11 protein-coding genes are annotated in these 14,778 nt (G+C 66.6%); 6 read left to right on the top strand and 5 right to left on the bottom strand.

The window, feature by feature from the left end; translation table 11 throughout:
* Positions 1-8 precede the first annotated feature (8 nt).
* The 4 genes from ACSQ3M_RS12250 (at position 9) to ACSQ3M_RS12235 (ending at position 8,426) form a co-directional block, all read left to right on the top strand.
* Complete coding sequence (locus ACSQ3M_RS12250) at positions 9-1,538, top strand: tripartite tricarboxylate transporter permease (protein ID WP_436150365.1); 1,530 nt, start codon at positions 9-11, stop codon at positions 1,536-1,538.
* Complete coding sequence (locus tag ACSQ3M_RS12245) at positions 1,535-4,468, top strand: FAD-binding and (Fe-S)-binding domain-containing protein (RefSeq protein WP_436150364.1); 2,934 nt, start codon at positions 1,535-1,537, stop codon at positions 4,466-4,468. The genes ACSQ3M_RS12250 and ACSQ3M_RS12245 overlap by 4 nt, the downstream gene beginning before the upstream one ends.
* A gap of 44 nt (positions 4,469-4,512) precedes the next feature.
* Positions 4,513-5,847 (top strand): YncE family protein, encoded by a 1,335-nt coding sequence (locus ACSQ3M_RS12240; RefSeq protein ID WP_436150363.1) that lies wholly within the window; start codon positions 4,513-4,515, stop codon positions 5,845-5,847.
* A gap of 326 nt (positions 5,848-6,173) precedes the next feature.
* Positions 6,174-8,426, top strand: coding sequence for a DNA translocase FtsK (locus tag ACSQ3M_RS12235; protein WP_436150362.1), 2,253 nt, complete (start codon positions 6,174-6,176; stop codon positions 8,424-8,426).
* Positions 8,427-8,436: 10 nt separating this feature from the next.
* On the opposite strand, the gene ACSQ3M_RS12230 is transcribed toward ACSQ3M_RS12235, so the two are convergent.
* Entirely contained in the window at positions 8,437-9,066 is a 630-nt protein-coding gene (locus ACSQ3M_RS12230; protein ID WP_436150361.1) for a hypothetical protein, read from the bottom strand.
* A 120-nt stretch (positions 9,067-9,186) separates the two neighbouring features.
* Here ACSQ3M_RS12230 and ACSQ3M_RS12225 point away from each other — a divergent pair, with 120 nt between their 5' ends.
* Together ACSQ3M_RS12225 and ACSQ3M_RS12220 are read left to right on the top strand one after the other, a co-directional pair.
* Positions 9,187-9,450 carry a hypothetical protein gene (locus ACSQ3M_RS12225; protein ID WP_436150360.1) on the top strand — a complete coding sequence of 88 codons (264 nt, stop codon included), beginning with the start codon at positions 9,187-9,189 and terminating at the stop codon, positions 9,448-9,450.
* A gap of 11 nt (positions 9,451-9,461) precedes the next feature.
* Positions 9,462-9,749, top strand: coding sequence for a hypothetical protein (locus tag ACSQ3M_RS12220; RefSeq protein WP_436150359.1), 288 nt, complete (start codon positions 9,462-9,464; stop codon positions 9,747-9,749).
* Between the two features lie 120 nt (positions 9,750-9,869).
* Here ACSQ3M_RS12220 and ACSQ3M_RS12215 read toward each other — a convergent pair whose 3' ends face one another.
* The 4 genes from ACSQ3M_RS12215 to ACSQ3M_RS12200 form a co-directional block, all read right to left on the bottom strand.
* On the bottom strand, positions 9,870-11,261 hold the full coding sequence (locus ACSQ3M_RS12215) for a M20 family metallopeptidase (RefSeq protein WP_436150358.1): 1,392 nt from the start codon (positions 11,259-11,261) through the stop codon (positions 9,870-9,872).
* 23 nt (positions 11,262-11,284) lie between these two features.
* Complete coding sequence (locus tag ACSQ3M_RS12210; RefSeq protein ID WP_436150357.1) at positions 11,285-12,181, bottom strand: ABC transporter permease; 897 nt, start codon at positions 12,179-12,181, stop codon at positions 11,285-11,287.
* Position 12,182: 1 nt separating this feature from the next.
* The gene (locus ACSQ3M_RS12205; protein WP_436150356.1) at positions 12,183-13,100 is read right to left on the bottom strand and encodes an ABC transporter permease; all 918 of its coding nucleotides are present in this window, start codon (positions 13,098-13,100) and stop codon (positions 12,183-12,185) included.
* Positions 13,101-13,196: 96 nt separating this feature from the next.
* Positions 13,197-14,723 carry an ABC transporter substrate-binding protein gene (locus ACSQ3M_RS12200; RefSeq protein ID WP_436150355.1) on the bottom strand — a complete coding sequence of 509 codons (1,527 nt, stop codon included), beginning with the start codon at positions 14,721-14,723 and terminating at the stop codon, positions 13,197-13,199.
* Positions 14,724-14,778: the final 55 nt, after the last annotated feature.

Raw genomic sequence — 14,778 nt, 5'->3', positions numbered from 1 at the left:
GGTAACCGATGGACGATCTTGCCTCGCTCATCGCCGGCTTTCAGGTCGCGCTTTCCTGGCACAATATCGGCTTCATGGCGGTCGGCGTCATCCTCGGCATCATCGTCGGGGTGCTGCCCGGTCTCGGCGGGCCGAACGGCGTCGCGATCCTGCTGCCGCTGACTTTCGGCATGGACCCAACCTCGGCGATCATCCTGCTCTCGTCGATCTACTGGGGCGCGCTGTTCGGCGGCGCGATCACCTCGATCCTGTTCAACATCCCAGGCGAGGCCTGGTCGGTCGCAACTACCTTCGACGGCTATCCGATGGCGGTGCAGGGCAAGGCGGCGGAAGCGCTGACGGCGGCCTTCACCGCCTCCTTCATCGGTGCGCTCTCCGGTGTCGTGCTGATCACCTTCGTTGCGCCCCTGGTTGCCCAGTTCGCGCTGAAATTCGGCCCGGCCGAGTTCTTCGCGGTCTTCCTTTTGACCTTCTGCTCCTTCATCGGCATGGGCCGGGAGAACCGCGCCAAGATCATCGCCTCGCTCTGCATCGGCTTCCTGCTGGCGGCGGTTGGCCTCGATTCGATCTCCGGTGACCTGCGTATGACCTTCGGCTCGACCGAGCTGATGCGCGGTTTCGACTTCCTGATCGTGGTCATCGGCCTGTTCGGTGTCAGCGAGATCCTGCTGACGGTCGAGGAAGGGCTGGTGTTCAAGGGCAAGCAGGCCAAGATCGATCTGAAGGTCGTGCTGCGGACCTGGGCCGGCCTGCCACGCTACTGGGCGACGTTGCTGCGTTCCGCTGTCGTCGGCATGTGGATGGGCGTGACGCCGGGCGGCGCCATCGCCGCATCCTTCATGGGCTATGGCCTCGCCAAGCGCTTCTCGAAGCGGGGCAAGAACTTCGGCAAGGGCGAGATCGAGGGCGTTCTGGCGCCGGAGACCGCCGCACACGCCGCCGGCACCAGCGCACTGCTGCCGATGCTGGCGCTCGGCATTCCCGGTTCGGCGACGGCGGCCGTCCTGCTCGGCGGCCTGCTGGTCTGGGGCTTGCAGCCCGGGCCGATGCTCTTCGTCGAGCAGAAGGATTTCGTCTGGGGGCTGATCGCCTCGATGTATCTCGGCAATCTCGCCGGCCTGATCATCGTGCTGGCGACGGTGCCACTCTTTGCCGCGATTATGCGAATCCCGTTCTCCTTCGTCGCGCCGGTGATCCTGATCGTCTGCGCGATCGGCGCCTACACGATCTCGAACTCGATCTTCGACATCTGGCTGATGCTGATCTTCGGCATCGTCGGCTATGTCTTCAAGAAACTCGACTACCCGCTCGCCCCGATGATCCTGGCGCTGGTGCTGGGCGATCGGGCCGAGGACGCCTTCCGTCAGGCACTGCTCGGCTCGGGCGGCTCGCTCGGCGTCTTCTGGGCGAACGGGCTGGTTACGACGCTCGTTGTGCTTGCCTTGCTGCTGCTCTGCTGGGGGCCGGCCAGCGATGCGATTGCCGCCCTGCGCGGGCGCGGCCGAACAGATCCTGAGACCGCAGAGGCCACTCGATGACGCAGGCCGCGCTGCCGCGCCCGCACAGCCGCAATCTCGGCTTCGAACGCAAGCTGTCGCAGGCGCTGGAAGGGGAGGTGCGCTTCGACGCCTTCACCCGCGGGCGCTACGCCACCGACGCCTCGATCTACCAGATCGTGCCTGAAGGCGTCGCCTTCCCGAAGAGCGAGGCCGACCTCGCCGCGGCGCTGACGATCGCCGCCGAGCACGGTGTGCCGGTGATCGCGCGCGGCGGCGGCACCTCGCAGAACGGCCAGCCGATCGGCGATGCGCTGATCCTCGACATGAGCCGGCACTTCAACGCGATCCGCGACTACGACCCGGCCTCGCGCACGGTCTCGGTCGCGCCCGGCATCGTGCTGGAAGCGCTCAACACGCATGTGAAGAAGGACGGGTTGTTCTTCCCGGTCGAGCCCTCGACGGCGAGCCGCTGCACCATTGGCGGCATGGTCGGCAACAACTCATCAGGTGCGCGCTCGCTGCGCTATGGCAAGACGGTCGACAATGTCGTCGCGCTGAAGGCGATGTTCCATGACGGCGAGTCGTTCGCGCTCGGCGAGGGACCGGTCGGCGACAATGCCTCGCCGCGGGCGCGCGCGCTGATGGAGACGATGCTGGCGCTGGCCGACCGGCATCGCGACGAGATCGAGGCGATTTTCCCCAAGGTGCAGCGGCGCGTCGGCGGCTATAATCTCGACGAACTGATCGTGCCGCGGCCGAACCTGTCGCATCTGCTGGTCGGCTCGGAGGGCACGCTGGCGCTGACCACGCAGGCGACGCTGAAGCTCTCGGCCCTGCCGCAGCACCGCGCCATGGGCGTCTGCCATTTCCCGAACTTTCGCGCGGCGATGGAGACGACGCAGCACCTCGTCGCGCTCGGGCCGGCCGCTGTCGAGCTCGTCGACAACAATGTGCTGGTGCTGGGCGCCGACATCCCGCTCTTCGTGCGCACGCTCGCCGACATCACCAAAGGCAAGCCAAATTGCCTGCTGCTGGTCGAGTTCGCCGGCGACGATCTTGCCGCGCTGAAGGCCGACCTCAGGCGGCTCGACCAGTGCATGGCCGATTACGGCTTTCCCGATGCTGTGGTCGAGGTGATCGAGCCTGCCCGGCAGAAGCCGGTCTGGGACGTCCGCGAGGCCTGCCTCAACATCATGATGTCGATGAAGGGCGACGGGAAGCCGGTCTCCTTCATCGAGGATTGCGCCGTCCCGCTCGAACACCTCGCCGACTATACCGACGCCGTCACTGCCCTGTTCGAGCGGCATGGCACGCGCGGTACCTGGTACGCGCACGCTTCCGTCGGCTGCCTGCATGTCCGCCCGATCCTCAACATGAAGACGGAAGCGGGCGTCAAGGCGATGCGCGGCATTGCCGAGGAGGCCTGCGACCTCGTGCGCCGCTTCAAGGGCTCGTTCTCGGGCGAGCATGGCGACGGCATCTCGCGCTCGGACTTTGTCGAGCCGATGTTCGGGGGGCCGCTCACCCGTGCCTTCGAGGCGGTCAAGGACGGCTTCGACCCGCAAAATCACCTCAATCCCGGCAAGATCGTCCGGCCCTACCATATGGACGATCGCAGCCTGATGCGCTTCGCACCCGGCTACGCCACGCCGGTTCCCATGGAGACCGCGCTCGACTGGTCCGACTGGGGCGGGCTCGGTGGCGCGGTCGAGATGTGCAACAACAACGGCACCTGCCGGAAGATGGCAGGCGGCACGATGTGCCCGTCCTGGCGCGCGACACGTGATGAGCAGCACCTCACCCGCGGGCGGGCCAATACGCTCCGGCTCGCCATCTCCGGCCAGCTCGGCGAGGGCGCCTTCACCTCGCCCGAGATGAAGGAGACGCTCGATCTCTGCGTCTCCTGCAAGGGCTGCAAGCGCGACTGCCCGACCGGCGTCGACATGGCCAGGATGAAGGTCGAGTTCCTGCATCACTACCATGCGAAGCACGGCCTGCCGCTGAAGGAGCGGCTGATCGCCTATCTGCCGCGCTATGCGCCGTTCGCAGCGAAGCTTGCGCCATTGATGAACCTGCGCGATCGCATCCCGCTGCTGGCGAAGCTCAGCGAAAGCTGGCTCGGCTTCTCGGCGCGGCGCTCGCTGCCTGTCTGGCGAAAGCCGTGGCGCGAGGCGGCGGCGCCGTCGGACCCGTCCGCCGTGCGGGGCGATGGCCGCGACATCGTGCTCTTCGGCGACACCTTCAACCGCTATTTCGAGCGCGAGAATCTGGAGGCGGCCGAGCGCGTGCTGCTGGCCGGCGGCTATCGCTTGCATCGGGTTGCGGCTGCGGGGGGAGGCCGGCCGCTCTGCTGCGGACGCACCTTCCTCTCGGCCGGACTGGTCGACGAGGCCCGCGCCGAGGCGCGGCGGACGCTCGATGCGCTCGCGCCCTTCGTCGCCAGGGGCGCACGAATCGTCGGGCTCGAACCCTCCTGCCTGATGAGCTTCCGCGACGAGTTCGCGGCGCTGCTGCCGAAGGCCGAGGTCGAGCCGCTGGCCAAGGCGGCACTGCTGGTCGAGGAACTGCTCGCCGCCGACATGACCGCGGGCAGAACCAGCCTGCCGCTGCGCGATCAGGGTGGGCGCGTCGCGCATCTGCACGGACACTGCCACCAGAAGGCCTTCGACGCGATGGGCGCGGTCGAGACGACGCTGCGTGCCGTGCCGGGGCTCGAGGTCAGGCCGATCGAATCGAGCTGCTGCGGCATGTCCGGGGCCTTCGGCTATGGCGCGGCGACGATCGACGTCTCGCTCGCCATGGGCGAACTCTCGCTGCTGCCGGCGGTGCGCAAAGCGGCCGCTGGCGATCTCATCGTCGCCGACGGCACCAGCTGCCGCCACCAGATCCATGACGGCGCCGGCCGCGACGCCGTGCATGTCGTCAGGGTTCTGGACGCGGCGCTGAAGGAGCACGGCACACCGACATAGAGAACGACGAACCCGGAGAAGGGGACAACCGAGGGAGGACGATCATGCTACGGACGACGCTTCTCGGAACGACGCTGGCGCTTTGCGCGATCGGAGGCGCAGATCAGGTCATGGCGAAAGACTATTTCCTCGCGAGCGGGCGCTGGGACAATGTCGCCCTGGTCATCGACCTTGAGAAGGCGATCGACCCGGCCAATGACGGAACGCCGAAGGCCATCGTCAACCGTCTGCGCGTCACGCCGGATATCCAGGTCGACGGCAAGACCGTGGTTTCGAGCGGCCAGCCGATCTCGATCTCGATCGCGCCGGACTATCGCCGCGCCTATGTCGTCAACCATTCCGGCCGGACGCCGCCGGAAGCAGCAGCTGCCTTTCAGCATGGCCATGCCGGCACGGTGACGATCATCGATCTCAAAAAAGCGCTCGATCCGGCGAGCAACGGCACGCTTGGCGCGGTCGAAGGCTATATCGAGACCGGCGGCTTCGGCCCGACCGGGTTCGCCATCGCCGCCGACGGCAAGCACGCGGTTCTCGCTCATGCCGAGCAGGAGGGCGACGAGGATGGCGGGCGCCATCTCAGCATCGTCGACCTCGCCAGCAACAAGGTGATCCGCAAGGTCGAGCAGGCCTTCGGCAAGCCCGGCTTCCCCTGTCCGCCCAATCCGGTGCCGCATCGCGCGCCCGATCCCAAGTTCGGCTGCTTCCCCGATACCAACGGCGTCACCATCAGCCCGCTCGGCGGCGGCACGATCTTCGGCGCCAATGGCGGCACCGACGACATCACGGTGATGAGCCTGCAGAAGGCGATCGCCGGTGAGAGCGGGGCGGAGGTCGCGCGCATCCCGGTCCAGGCTGGCGGCTTCGGCATCTCGACCAGCCCGGACGGCAAGCTCGTCGCCCATGCCTCGCGCGAGAACGCCCAGACAGACATGCCCGGCAACACCGTCAGCATTATCGATGTCGAAAAGGCGCTCAGCGATCCCGGCAAGGCAGAAGTGGCGCGAGTCCTGGTCGGCACCGATGACAAGGCGACGCCAACGCGGCCGTTCGTCGCCGCCTTCCTGCCGGACGGCAGGCGCATCCTGTCGACCCAGTTCCGCTCGAACAACATCGACATCATCGACGTCGCCAAGGCGCTCGCCGGGCAGCCTGCGACGATCAAGCGCGTCGAGCTGAAGACACCCGGCGGCGAGCCGTCGCGGCCGCGTGGCATCGCGATCACGCCGGACGGAAAATATGCGGCGATCACCGGCGCGCCCAAGGGCAAGCCGAATTCGAGCGTCGTCTGGATCGTCGATCTTTCGAGCTATCAGGTGAAGGGCCGCGTCACCGAAATCGGCAATGAAAGCTACATGATCGGCGCCTTCCAGGCCGATTGAGAGCGCAGACGCGGGCCACGATCCACAGGTTTGCGCAGGGCGAGTTCAGGGGCTGTTAACCCTGCGCCGGTACCTCTCGATGCCCAGTCGAGTGAGTGTCGGGCCTGCGTCAATCCATGCGTCGAATCCATCGCAATCTCCAGACGAACAGCGCCTCTCCCGCTGCCCGAACCTCGGATCAACTTGCTGATTTCGCTGATATTCCGGAGCCGACTCCGGTCGATCGCCGCACCTCCCTAGCACCGGCTGCGCCCGGGCTCGTCCGCTTCGGGCGCACGCCCGACAAGGTCCGTCGGCAGGAGGTCGAGCGTGCTGCTGCAGAGCCCGTGAATTCGTCGCCCGCGCCGGTGCCGGAGGCTCCGACCGAGGCCGATCGCGTCCGTTTCTGGCGGACCCCGCGGCACATGATGCAGCAGGTCTGGGGTGGGGCATCGGCCGAAGCGCCCATCTCCGAATTGCTGCCGCAGCTCCAGGCCGACATGGCCGGGGAGGGCGATGAGGCGCTGACCGTTTCGGCGATCGATGTGCCTGTAGAGGGAGAGAGCCCGCCTGAAGCGGTCACGACTCCGTTCGCCTTCCTCTCCGATGCCGCCTTCTGGGAGTTCATCCCGGATGCGGAGCAGGAGGACGAGATGGCTTTCGAGAGCGCGCCTCTGGCACTCGCACCCATGACTCCTCTGGAGCCGATCGCGCCGGTAGCGGTCGCCGAGCCGGCGCGCGCTGTGCCTGCTCCGGCTCCTGCCGCGGCGTCGGCGGCCATGAGCTTCGGCTGGACGCAGCCTTATCGCTTCGATCTGAGCTTGGCGCAGCCCGCTTGCCCGGTTGCCATGCCGGCTCCCGTATCCGTAACTCCGGTTCGTGCGCCCAAAGCCCCGGCTCCGGCCCCGCGTCGCAGAATCATGGGGCAGCTCGCTCCTGCCGCTGCGCCCGTGCCGAAGGTGACTGAAGCCGAGGATGTGCCTGCGACCGTGCAGTCGAAGGTGTCAGTTGTGCCGCCAGCACTGAGGCCGCGCGCGGCCGTGCCGCAGCCCAGGCGGGTCGCCGCGCAGGGTTTCGAGCTGCCGCCGATCGAGTTCCTGGCTGAGCCGCCGCAGATCGCGGCAACGATCCCGATCGAGCTCATCCAGCAGAATTCCGGCCTGCTCGAGGGGATTCTGGAGGACTTCAACGTCCGCGGCGAGGTCGTGCAGGCCTGCCCCGGCCCGGTTGTGACGTTGTACGAGCTCGAGCCGGCCCCCGGCACGAAGTCCTCGCGCGTGATTTCGCTAGCGGACGACATCGCCCGCTCGATGAGCGCGATTTCGGCGCGTGTTGCGGTGATCCCCGGCAAGAACGCGATCGGCATCGAGCTGCCCAACGCCAAGCGCGAGACCGTCTTCCTGCGCGAACTGCTCGCCAGCCAGGATTTCGAGGGCACCAAGCACAAGCTCGCGCTCTGCCTCGGCAAGACCATCGGCGGCGAGCCGGTGATCGCCGATCTGGCGCGCATGCCGCATCTGCTCGTCGCCGGCACCACCGGCTCGGGCAAATCGGTCGCGATCAACACCATGATCCTGTCGATCCTCTACCGGCTGAAGCCGGAGGAGTGCCGGCTGATCATGGTCGATCCCAAGATGCTCGAGCTCTCGGTCTATGACGGCATCCCGCATCTGCTCACCCCCGTCGTCACCGACCCGAAGAAGGCGGTCGTCGCCCTGAAATGGGCGGTGCGCGAGATGGAGGAGCGCTACAAGAAGATGTCGAAGCTCGGTGTGCGCAACATCGACGGCTTCAATGTCCGGGTCGGCGAGGCGCTCGCGGCGGGCGAGGTCATCACCCGCACGGTCCAGACCGGCTTCGACAAGCATTCGGGCGAGGCGATCTACGAGGAGGAGGCGATGGACCTGTCGCCTCTGCCCTATATCGTCGTGATCGTCGACGAGATGGCCGACCTGATGATGGTCGCCGGCAAGGAGATCGAGGGCACGATCCAGCGCCTGGCCCAGATGGCCCGCGCCGCCGGCATCCATGTCGTGCTGGCGACGCAGCGCCCTTCCGTCGACGTGATCACCGGCACGATCAAGGCGAACTTCCCGACGCGCATCTCCTTCCAGGTCACCAGCAAGATCGACAGCCGCACCATTTTGGGCGAGATGGGCGCCGAGCAGCTGCTCGGCCAGGGCGACATGCTCTACATGGCCGGCGGCGGCCGGATCACCCGCGTGCACGGCCCGTTCGTCAGCGATTCCGAGGTCGAGAAGGTCGTGGCGCATCTGAAGACGCAGGGGCGGCCGGATTATCTCGACGCGGTCACCGCCGAGGACGAGGCCGCCGGAGCCGAGGACGAGGACGGCGCGGTCTTCGACAAGAGCGCGATGGGCGCCGAGAGCGACGACCCCTACGAGCAGGCGGTCGCGGTCGTCCTGCGCGACAAGAAGGCTTCGACCTCCTACATCCAGCGCCGGCTGCAGATCGGCTACAACCGCGCCGCCTCGATCATGGAGCGGATGGAGAACGAAGGCATCGTCGGACCGGCCAACCACGCCGGCAAACGCGACATCCTCGTCGAAGCCGGAAGAGCAAGAGAAGACGAGGACTGAGGAGAAGGCCTCAGTCCGGCCAGGACAGCAGGATCTCGTAGGCCGTCGGCTTGACCAGGCGCATGTCGGGGTTGGCGGAGGAGAATTCCTGGTCGCCGGAGAGCCGATCGAGCGCCTTGGAGTCGGCGCCCTTGGGATAGCCGAAACGGATCGTCAGCTTGCAGCCGCCAAAGGCGCCGGCGAGCTTGCCGTCTTTCCAGTCCGCCGCGGTGCCGGAATAGTCCCAGTCGAAGCCGAGAATGCGGAAGGGCTTGCCATTGACCGCCTCGACCGTGGCGAGGGCAGTGCCGAGGGCGATGCGCTCTCCGGCGGGCCCCGCGACCGCCCAGGCCGAGCCCTCGCGGACAAAGATCGTGCCAGGACCGCGACGTTTGGCGCCATCGCGCCAGATCAGCTCGAGCCGACGCTTGCGATCCCTGGGGAAGAGGATGGCGCCGGCTGCCTTCTCGCCCTCGCCGATCTCGATGCGGGCGCGCTGGACGTTCCCGGCGCCGAAGGCTCGGATCAGCGCGGCTTCGTCGGCATTGCGGGCGAAGGGACCGCTGCAGGCGAGCAGGTCGGCCGTTTGAGCCTGAGCAGGGCTCGCCGCGGCGATCAGGGCAAGAGCCGCGAGCCGGAGCATTGAAGCGGCGATCTGCATCGAAGAACCCGATCTGCTGAAGCTGGTGTAGTTGCCCGCCTCAGCCATTGCGCGGGTTTGAGGCAGGACCGAACCTTTGCGAGGCGCAGGCGTTTCCTCGGACACCAAGAGGATGACGCGATGACAGCCACTCAACAAGCCGGCGGACCGCCAGGCGGCGTGCCGACCAGCCCGACACCGCCGCCGGAACTGCCGCCGACGAACCCGGGCGAAGTCTCGCCGGCACCGCCGATCGAGAATCCGCCGGACAACGAGCCGAACGGCATCCCGAACGATCCGCCGCCGGAGCTGCCGCCGAACGCACCACCCGAAGGGCCGCCGGCGACGCCGATCGACCTGCCGCCAGCGCGCGATCCGCGCGAGCCGCAGGAACCCGGTCGATAGGAAAGCGCATCATGGATGACGATCTCGCCGGCATGACATCGGAGCAGCTGATCGCGGAAGTGAAGCGCCTGCGCGCCGGCATCCGCGAGCATCGCGATTCATCCGGGCACGATCTCTGCTGGCACCACCCGCAGCTCTGGGGGCTGCTGCCCGAGCAGATCGACCCGGAGATCGCGGTGCCGCCCTGGCCGAAGTTCCTGCGCGGCTGCCTGCACTATCGCGAGAGCCTGGAACGGCAGCGTCCGGACGCAGCCGTCCTTGATCGCGAATATGGCGAGGACGCTGCCCGGATCAGGTGAGCCGTTCTCCGTCATGGTCGGGCTTGTCCCGACCATCCACGTCTTCACCTCACTGAGCGAGCGCGGTGCTGAAGACGTGGATGCTCGCCACAAGGGCGAGCATGACGGCAGAGATTTAACTCAGAGCGCCGGCCGGTCGCTCTCGCCGAGATCCCAGTAGAGCCCGGCCATCAGGCCGAGGGCCTCGCGCGGGATCGCGACGGGGACATGCTCGTTCGGGGCGTGCTGCGAGCAGCCGGGATAGGAATGCGGCACCCAGATCGTGCGCATGCCGACGATGTCGGCGAATATGTCGTTGGGCAGGCCGCCGCCAAGATTGGGCAGCAGCGCCGGCTTCTTGTTGGTGCTCTTGGCGAGCGAGGCCAGCGCCCATTCGACCCACGGATCATCGGGATCGAGCCGGGTGGCGTTGAAGACCGCATCGCGCGCCTTGGTGACTTCGACCATGCCGAAGCCATGGCGGTCGAAATGGCGGCGCAGTGCCGGCATGACGTCGTCCGGGTCGATGCCGACGACGAAGCGCAGGGCGCAGCGGGCCCACGCGCTCGGCGGCACGGCATTGACCGGCGTCTCGGGCACGCCCGACTTCATCGCCAGCACGTCGAAGGAGCACCAGCCAAAGACCTGCTCGGCCGGCGACAGGCCGGGCTCGCCCCATTCGCGATCGATGGTCGGACCATCGGGGCCGCCGTCGATCTCGCAATCGGCGAGCGCCTTGCGCACGGCCGCGGGCAATTCCTTAGGCACCCATTCATGGATACGGATCTGGCCGGTCGGCGAGGTAATCGAGGCGATGGCGTGGGCGAGTTGGATCGCCGGATCGGAGAGGATGCCGCCCCAGTTGCCGGAGTGGTGGCCGCCCTCGCGGGCGTTGATGGTGAGGTCGAAGGTGACCCCGCCGCGAGCGCCCAGGAAGATGGTCGGGCGCTCGGCGTTGAGGCGCGGTCCGTCGGAGGCGATGAGCACATCCGACTTGAACAGCTCTTTCTGCTCGGTGCAGAGCTCGCGCAGGCCGGGCGAGCCGCATTCCTCGCCCATCTCGATCAGGTATTTGGCGTTGAAGCCGAGCTTGCCGCCGCGCGTCTCGAGCACGGATTTCAGCGCGCTGAGATTGATCAGGTGCTGGCCCTTGTTGTCGACGACGCCGCGTCCGTACCAGCGGTCGCCGCGCTCGGTGAGGGCCCACGGCGAAAGGCCTTCGGCCCATTGCGCGTCGAGGCCTCGGATGACGTCGCCATGGCCGTAACCGAAGATGGTCGGCAGGCCTTCGTCCTCGATACGCTGGGCGAAGAGGAAGGGGCCCTTGGCCTTGGGATGGGTCAGCACCGTGCAGGTGAAGCCGAGGCTCTCCAGCAGCGGGCGCATCTCCGTGTCGAGGTACTCGGCGAGGACCGGGGCGCGCTCGGGATTCTGGCTTTCGGTCGGCATGGCGACGAGCCGCGACAGGTCGCTCTTGAAGCTGCCGGAGTCGAAATAGTCGAGCGCATGGGCGATGGCCTTGGCGCGGGTCATGGCAGTCACTCCGTCAAAAAGGATCAGTTGCGCTTTTCGGGCGAGATCACGTCGCGCAGGCCGTCGCCCGCGAGGTTGATCGCGAAGATCAGCAAGGCGAGCGCCGTGCCGGGCAGGGCGATCAGCCAGAACGAGAAGAACATGTAGGCCTTGGCTTCGGAGACCATCAGGCCCCAGGACGGCAGGGGCGGCTGCACGCCGAGACCGAGGAAGGAGAGCGCGGCTTCGAGCAAGATGGCGCTCGCCGCCTCCAGCGTCGCGACCACGATCAGATGCGGGGCGATGTTGGGCAGGATCTCGCGCAGGATGATGCGGGTCGTGGTCGCGCCGGAGGCCTGCGCCGCCGTGATGTAGTCGAGCGAGCGGACCTGCTGCGTCGCGCTGCGCATCACCACGGCGAAGCGGTCCCATTTCAACAGGCCGAGCACCAGGATGACGATCCAGAGCGAGGAGCCGATGATGGCGACGACCGCGAGCGCCACCAGGATCACCGGCATGGCGAGGCGGGTGGTGACCATGAAGGTGACGGCCATGTCGATGCGGCCGCCGAAATAGCCGGCGAGCAGGCCCATGGTCGTGCCGATCAGCCCGGCGATGGCGACGACGCTGATGCCGATCAGCAGCGAGATGCGGGCGCCATAAAGCAGGCGCGAGAGATAGTCGCGTCCGAGCGGGTCGGTGCCGAGGGGATGGAGCCAGTTGCCCTTCTCGTACCAGAAGGGTGGGACGTTCCGCGTCGTCAGGTTCTGCAGATAGGGATCGTGCGGCGCCAGCACCGGGGCGAGCAAAGCCAGCACCACAAACACCAGCAGCAGCCCGAAGCCGAACAGGAAGGACTTTTGCGCCAGGGCCCGGCGCAGCAAACGGCGCCCGCCGGTGACGTCGCTGGTGGCGAGGGGGAGGGAGGTTGCGTCGCTCATCTCAGGCCACCCGGATGCGCGGATCGAGCCACGCATTGGCGATGTCGGCCAGCAGCGTCAGCAGGACGTAGACGACCGAGAGCAGCAGGACGATGACCTGCATGACCGGGAAATCCTTGTAGGTGATGCTCTGATAGGCGAGGTAGCCGAGCCCATCGAGCGCGAAGATCGTCTCGATCACCACCGAGCCGCCGAGCAGGAAGCCGAGCTGCACCGCCGTCAGCGCCACGACCGGCACCGCGGCGTTGCGCAGCGCATGGGTGATGACGACCGCATAGGGCGAGAGGCCCTTGGCGCGGGCGGTGCGGATATAGTCGGCCGAGAGCACCTCGATCATGCCGGCGCGGATCAGCCGCATGAAGGCCGGTGCGGTGTAGTAGCCGAGCGCGATCGTCGGCATGACGTAATGCAGCCAGGTGCCTGAGCCGGAGACCGGCAGCCAGCGCAGCGTGATCGAGAACAGCATCACCAGGATCAGCGCGAAGAAGAAGTTCGGCATCGCCTGGCCGAAGACGGCGATGGCGAGCGCCAGCCGGTCGATCCAGCTATTGGAGTAGATCGCGGCGAGCACGCCGAGCGGGATCGAGATCGCAAGCGCGAAGGCAAGCGAGGAGACACCGAGGATCAGCGTCACCGGCAGCTTGGCGAAGACCAGCGTGGCGACGTCGGTCTTGAAATAGATCGAGGTGCCGAAATCGCCCGAGAGCGTCTTCAGCAGCCAGTCGAGGTACTGGACGACGAGTGGCCGGTCGAGCCCGTAGGTCTTGCGGATGACGTCGAGATCGGCCTGCTGCGCACCCTCGCCGGCGATCGCGACCGCGATGTCGCCGGAGAGGCGCAGCAGGAAGAAGGCGATGGCCGAGACCGCGAGCGCGACGAGTAGCGCGAGGCCGAGCCGTTTGACGATGAAGCCGAGCACCGGGGCTTCCTTCAGTTCTGGATTCTAAGAGGTCATCCCGGATCGGCACCGCTGACGCGGCTGGTCCGGGATGACCGTTGAGAGACGCAGGAAGGCTTACTTCCAGCCCATCTCCCAGAAGCGGACGAGCTCGTCCGGATAGGCCTTGAAGTTCAGGTCCTTGTTGGCGACGTAGTAGACCGGCAGCGAATAGAGCGGCACGGCATAGGCCTTGTCGGCGATGATCTTCAGGCCGGCCTTGTAGGCCTCCTTGCGCACGGCCGGATCGACCGAGTTGTTGCCCTTCTCGAGGAGGTCGCGCACAGCCGCATCGCGCGTGATGTCCTCGCTGCGGAAGGCGAAGTAGTTCGGCGTCGCGGCCGAGACGTCGTTGACCGAGAACGAGCCCCAGGTCTGGTGCGTCAACATCGCCTTGTTGCTGGCGATCTGCTCGCGCATCGCGGCATACTGCAGGAAGCGCAGATTGGTCTTGATGCCGACGGCCTGGAGATAGCCGATCAGCGCCTCGGTCTGGTTGCGCTCGCGATAGGCGACGATGTCCATGGTCAGGCTGGGATGGCCGGCTTCGGCGAGCAGCGCCTTGGCCTTGGCGGGATCGTAGGGATAGCGCGCCGCGCCCTCGTCGGTGCAGCCGAACTGCGAGGGGAAGCAGATCGTGTTGATGACGCGCGAGCCCGTGCCGACGATGTTCTTGACCATCGCCTCGCGGTCGATGGCGTGGATGATCGCCTTGCGCACGCGCTCGTCCTTGAGAGCTGGGGCCGGGCCGTTCTCGAGGATGTTCATCTGCATGAAGACGATGCGCATCGTCTCGCCGGAGACGACCTGCAGCGTCGGCACGGCCTGGAGCTGGTCGGCCTGGTCCTTCGGCACGTGCATGATCAGATCGGCGCCACCCGATAGCATCTCGGCCATCTGGGTCTGGCGATCCGGAATGAAGCGGATCTCGAACTTACCGATCTTCGGCTGCGGCTTCGGCGAGTCCTTGAAATAGTCCTTGTTGAGCTCGAGCGAGATCGACTTGCCCGGCACGTAGTTCGTGACCTTGTAGGGGCCGGAGCCGACCGGCTTCTCGTTCTGGCCCTTGGGGCCGACCTTCTCGTAATACTCGTTCGGGTGGATCACGACCGGGCCGGCGAGATACTCGATCGCGGCCGGGAAGATGTCCTTGGTGGTCAGCCGGACCTTGTACTTGTCGAGTTTCTCGGCCTTGGCGATCCAGTTGACATTGCCCTGGGTGACGACCTTGTTCTCGGTTTTGGAGATGAAGTTCAGCGTGTAGACGACGTCGTCGGCGTCGAACTCCTCGCCATTGTGGAACTTCACGCCTTCGCGCAGTTCGAAGTCGATGGTCTTGTCGTCGACCTGCTTCCAGCTCTTGGCGAGCTGGCCCTTGTACTCGTTGGTGTTCGGGTCACGGTAGATCAGCGTGTCCCAGACATTGGCGCCGATGATCACGCCGATCCGGACATTGTTGAAGAACGGATCGACGCTTTCCGGCGCCTGGTCATAGGCGAAACGAACGGTGTTGGCGGCCTTCTGGGCGAAGGCGGGCGTCGCCAGAGCGGTCGCAGCCAGAATGGTTGCGGCCAGGGCCGTTGAGGCCTTGTCGAAGAAGCGCATGTTTTCCCCTCGCAGCGTTGTCGCTTGCCTCGTTCGGCGGGTAGCCAAGGGCCAC

The sequence above is a fragment of the Allobosea sp. LjRoot90 genome, from assembly GCF_964254315.1.
Taxonomy (GTDB): domain Bacteria; phylum Pseudomonadota; class Alphaproteobacteria; order Rhizobiales; family Beijerinckiaceae; genus Allobosea.
This window is presented reverse-complemented; position numbering and strand designations above follow the sequence as displayed.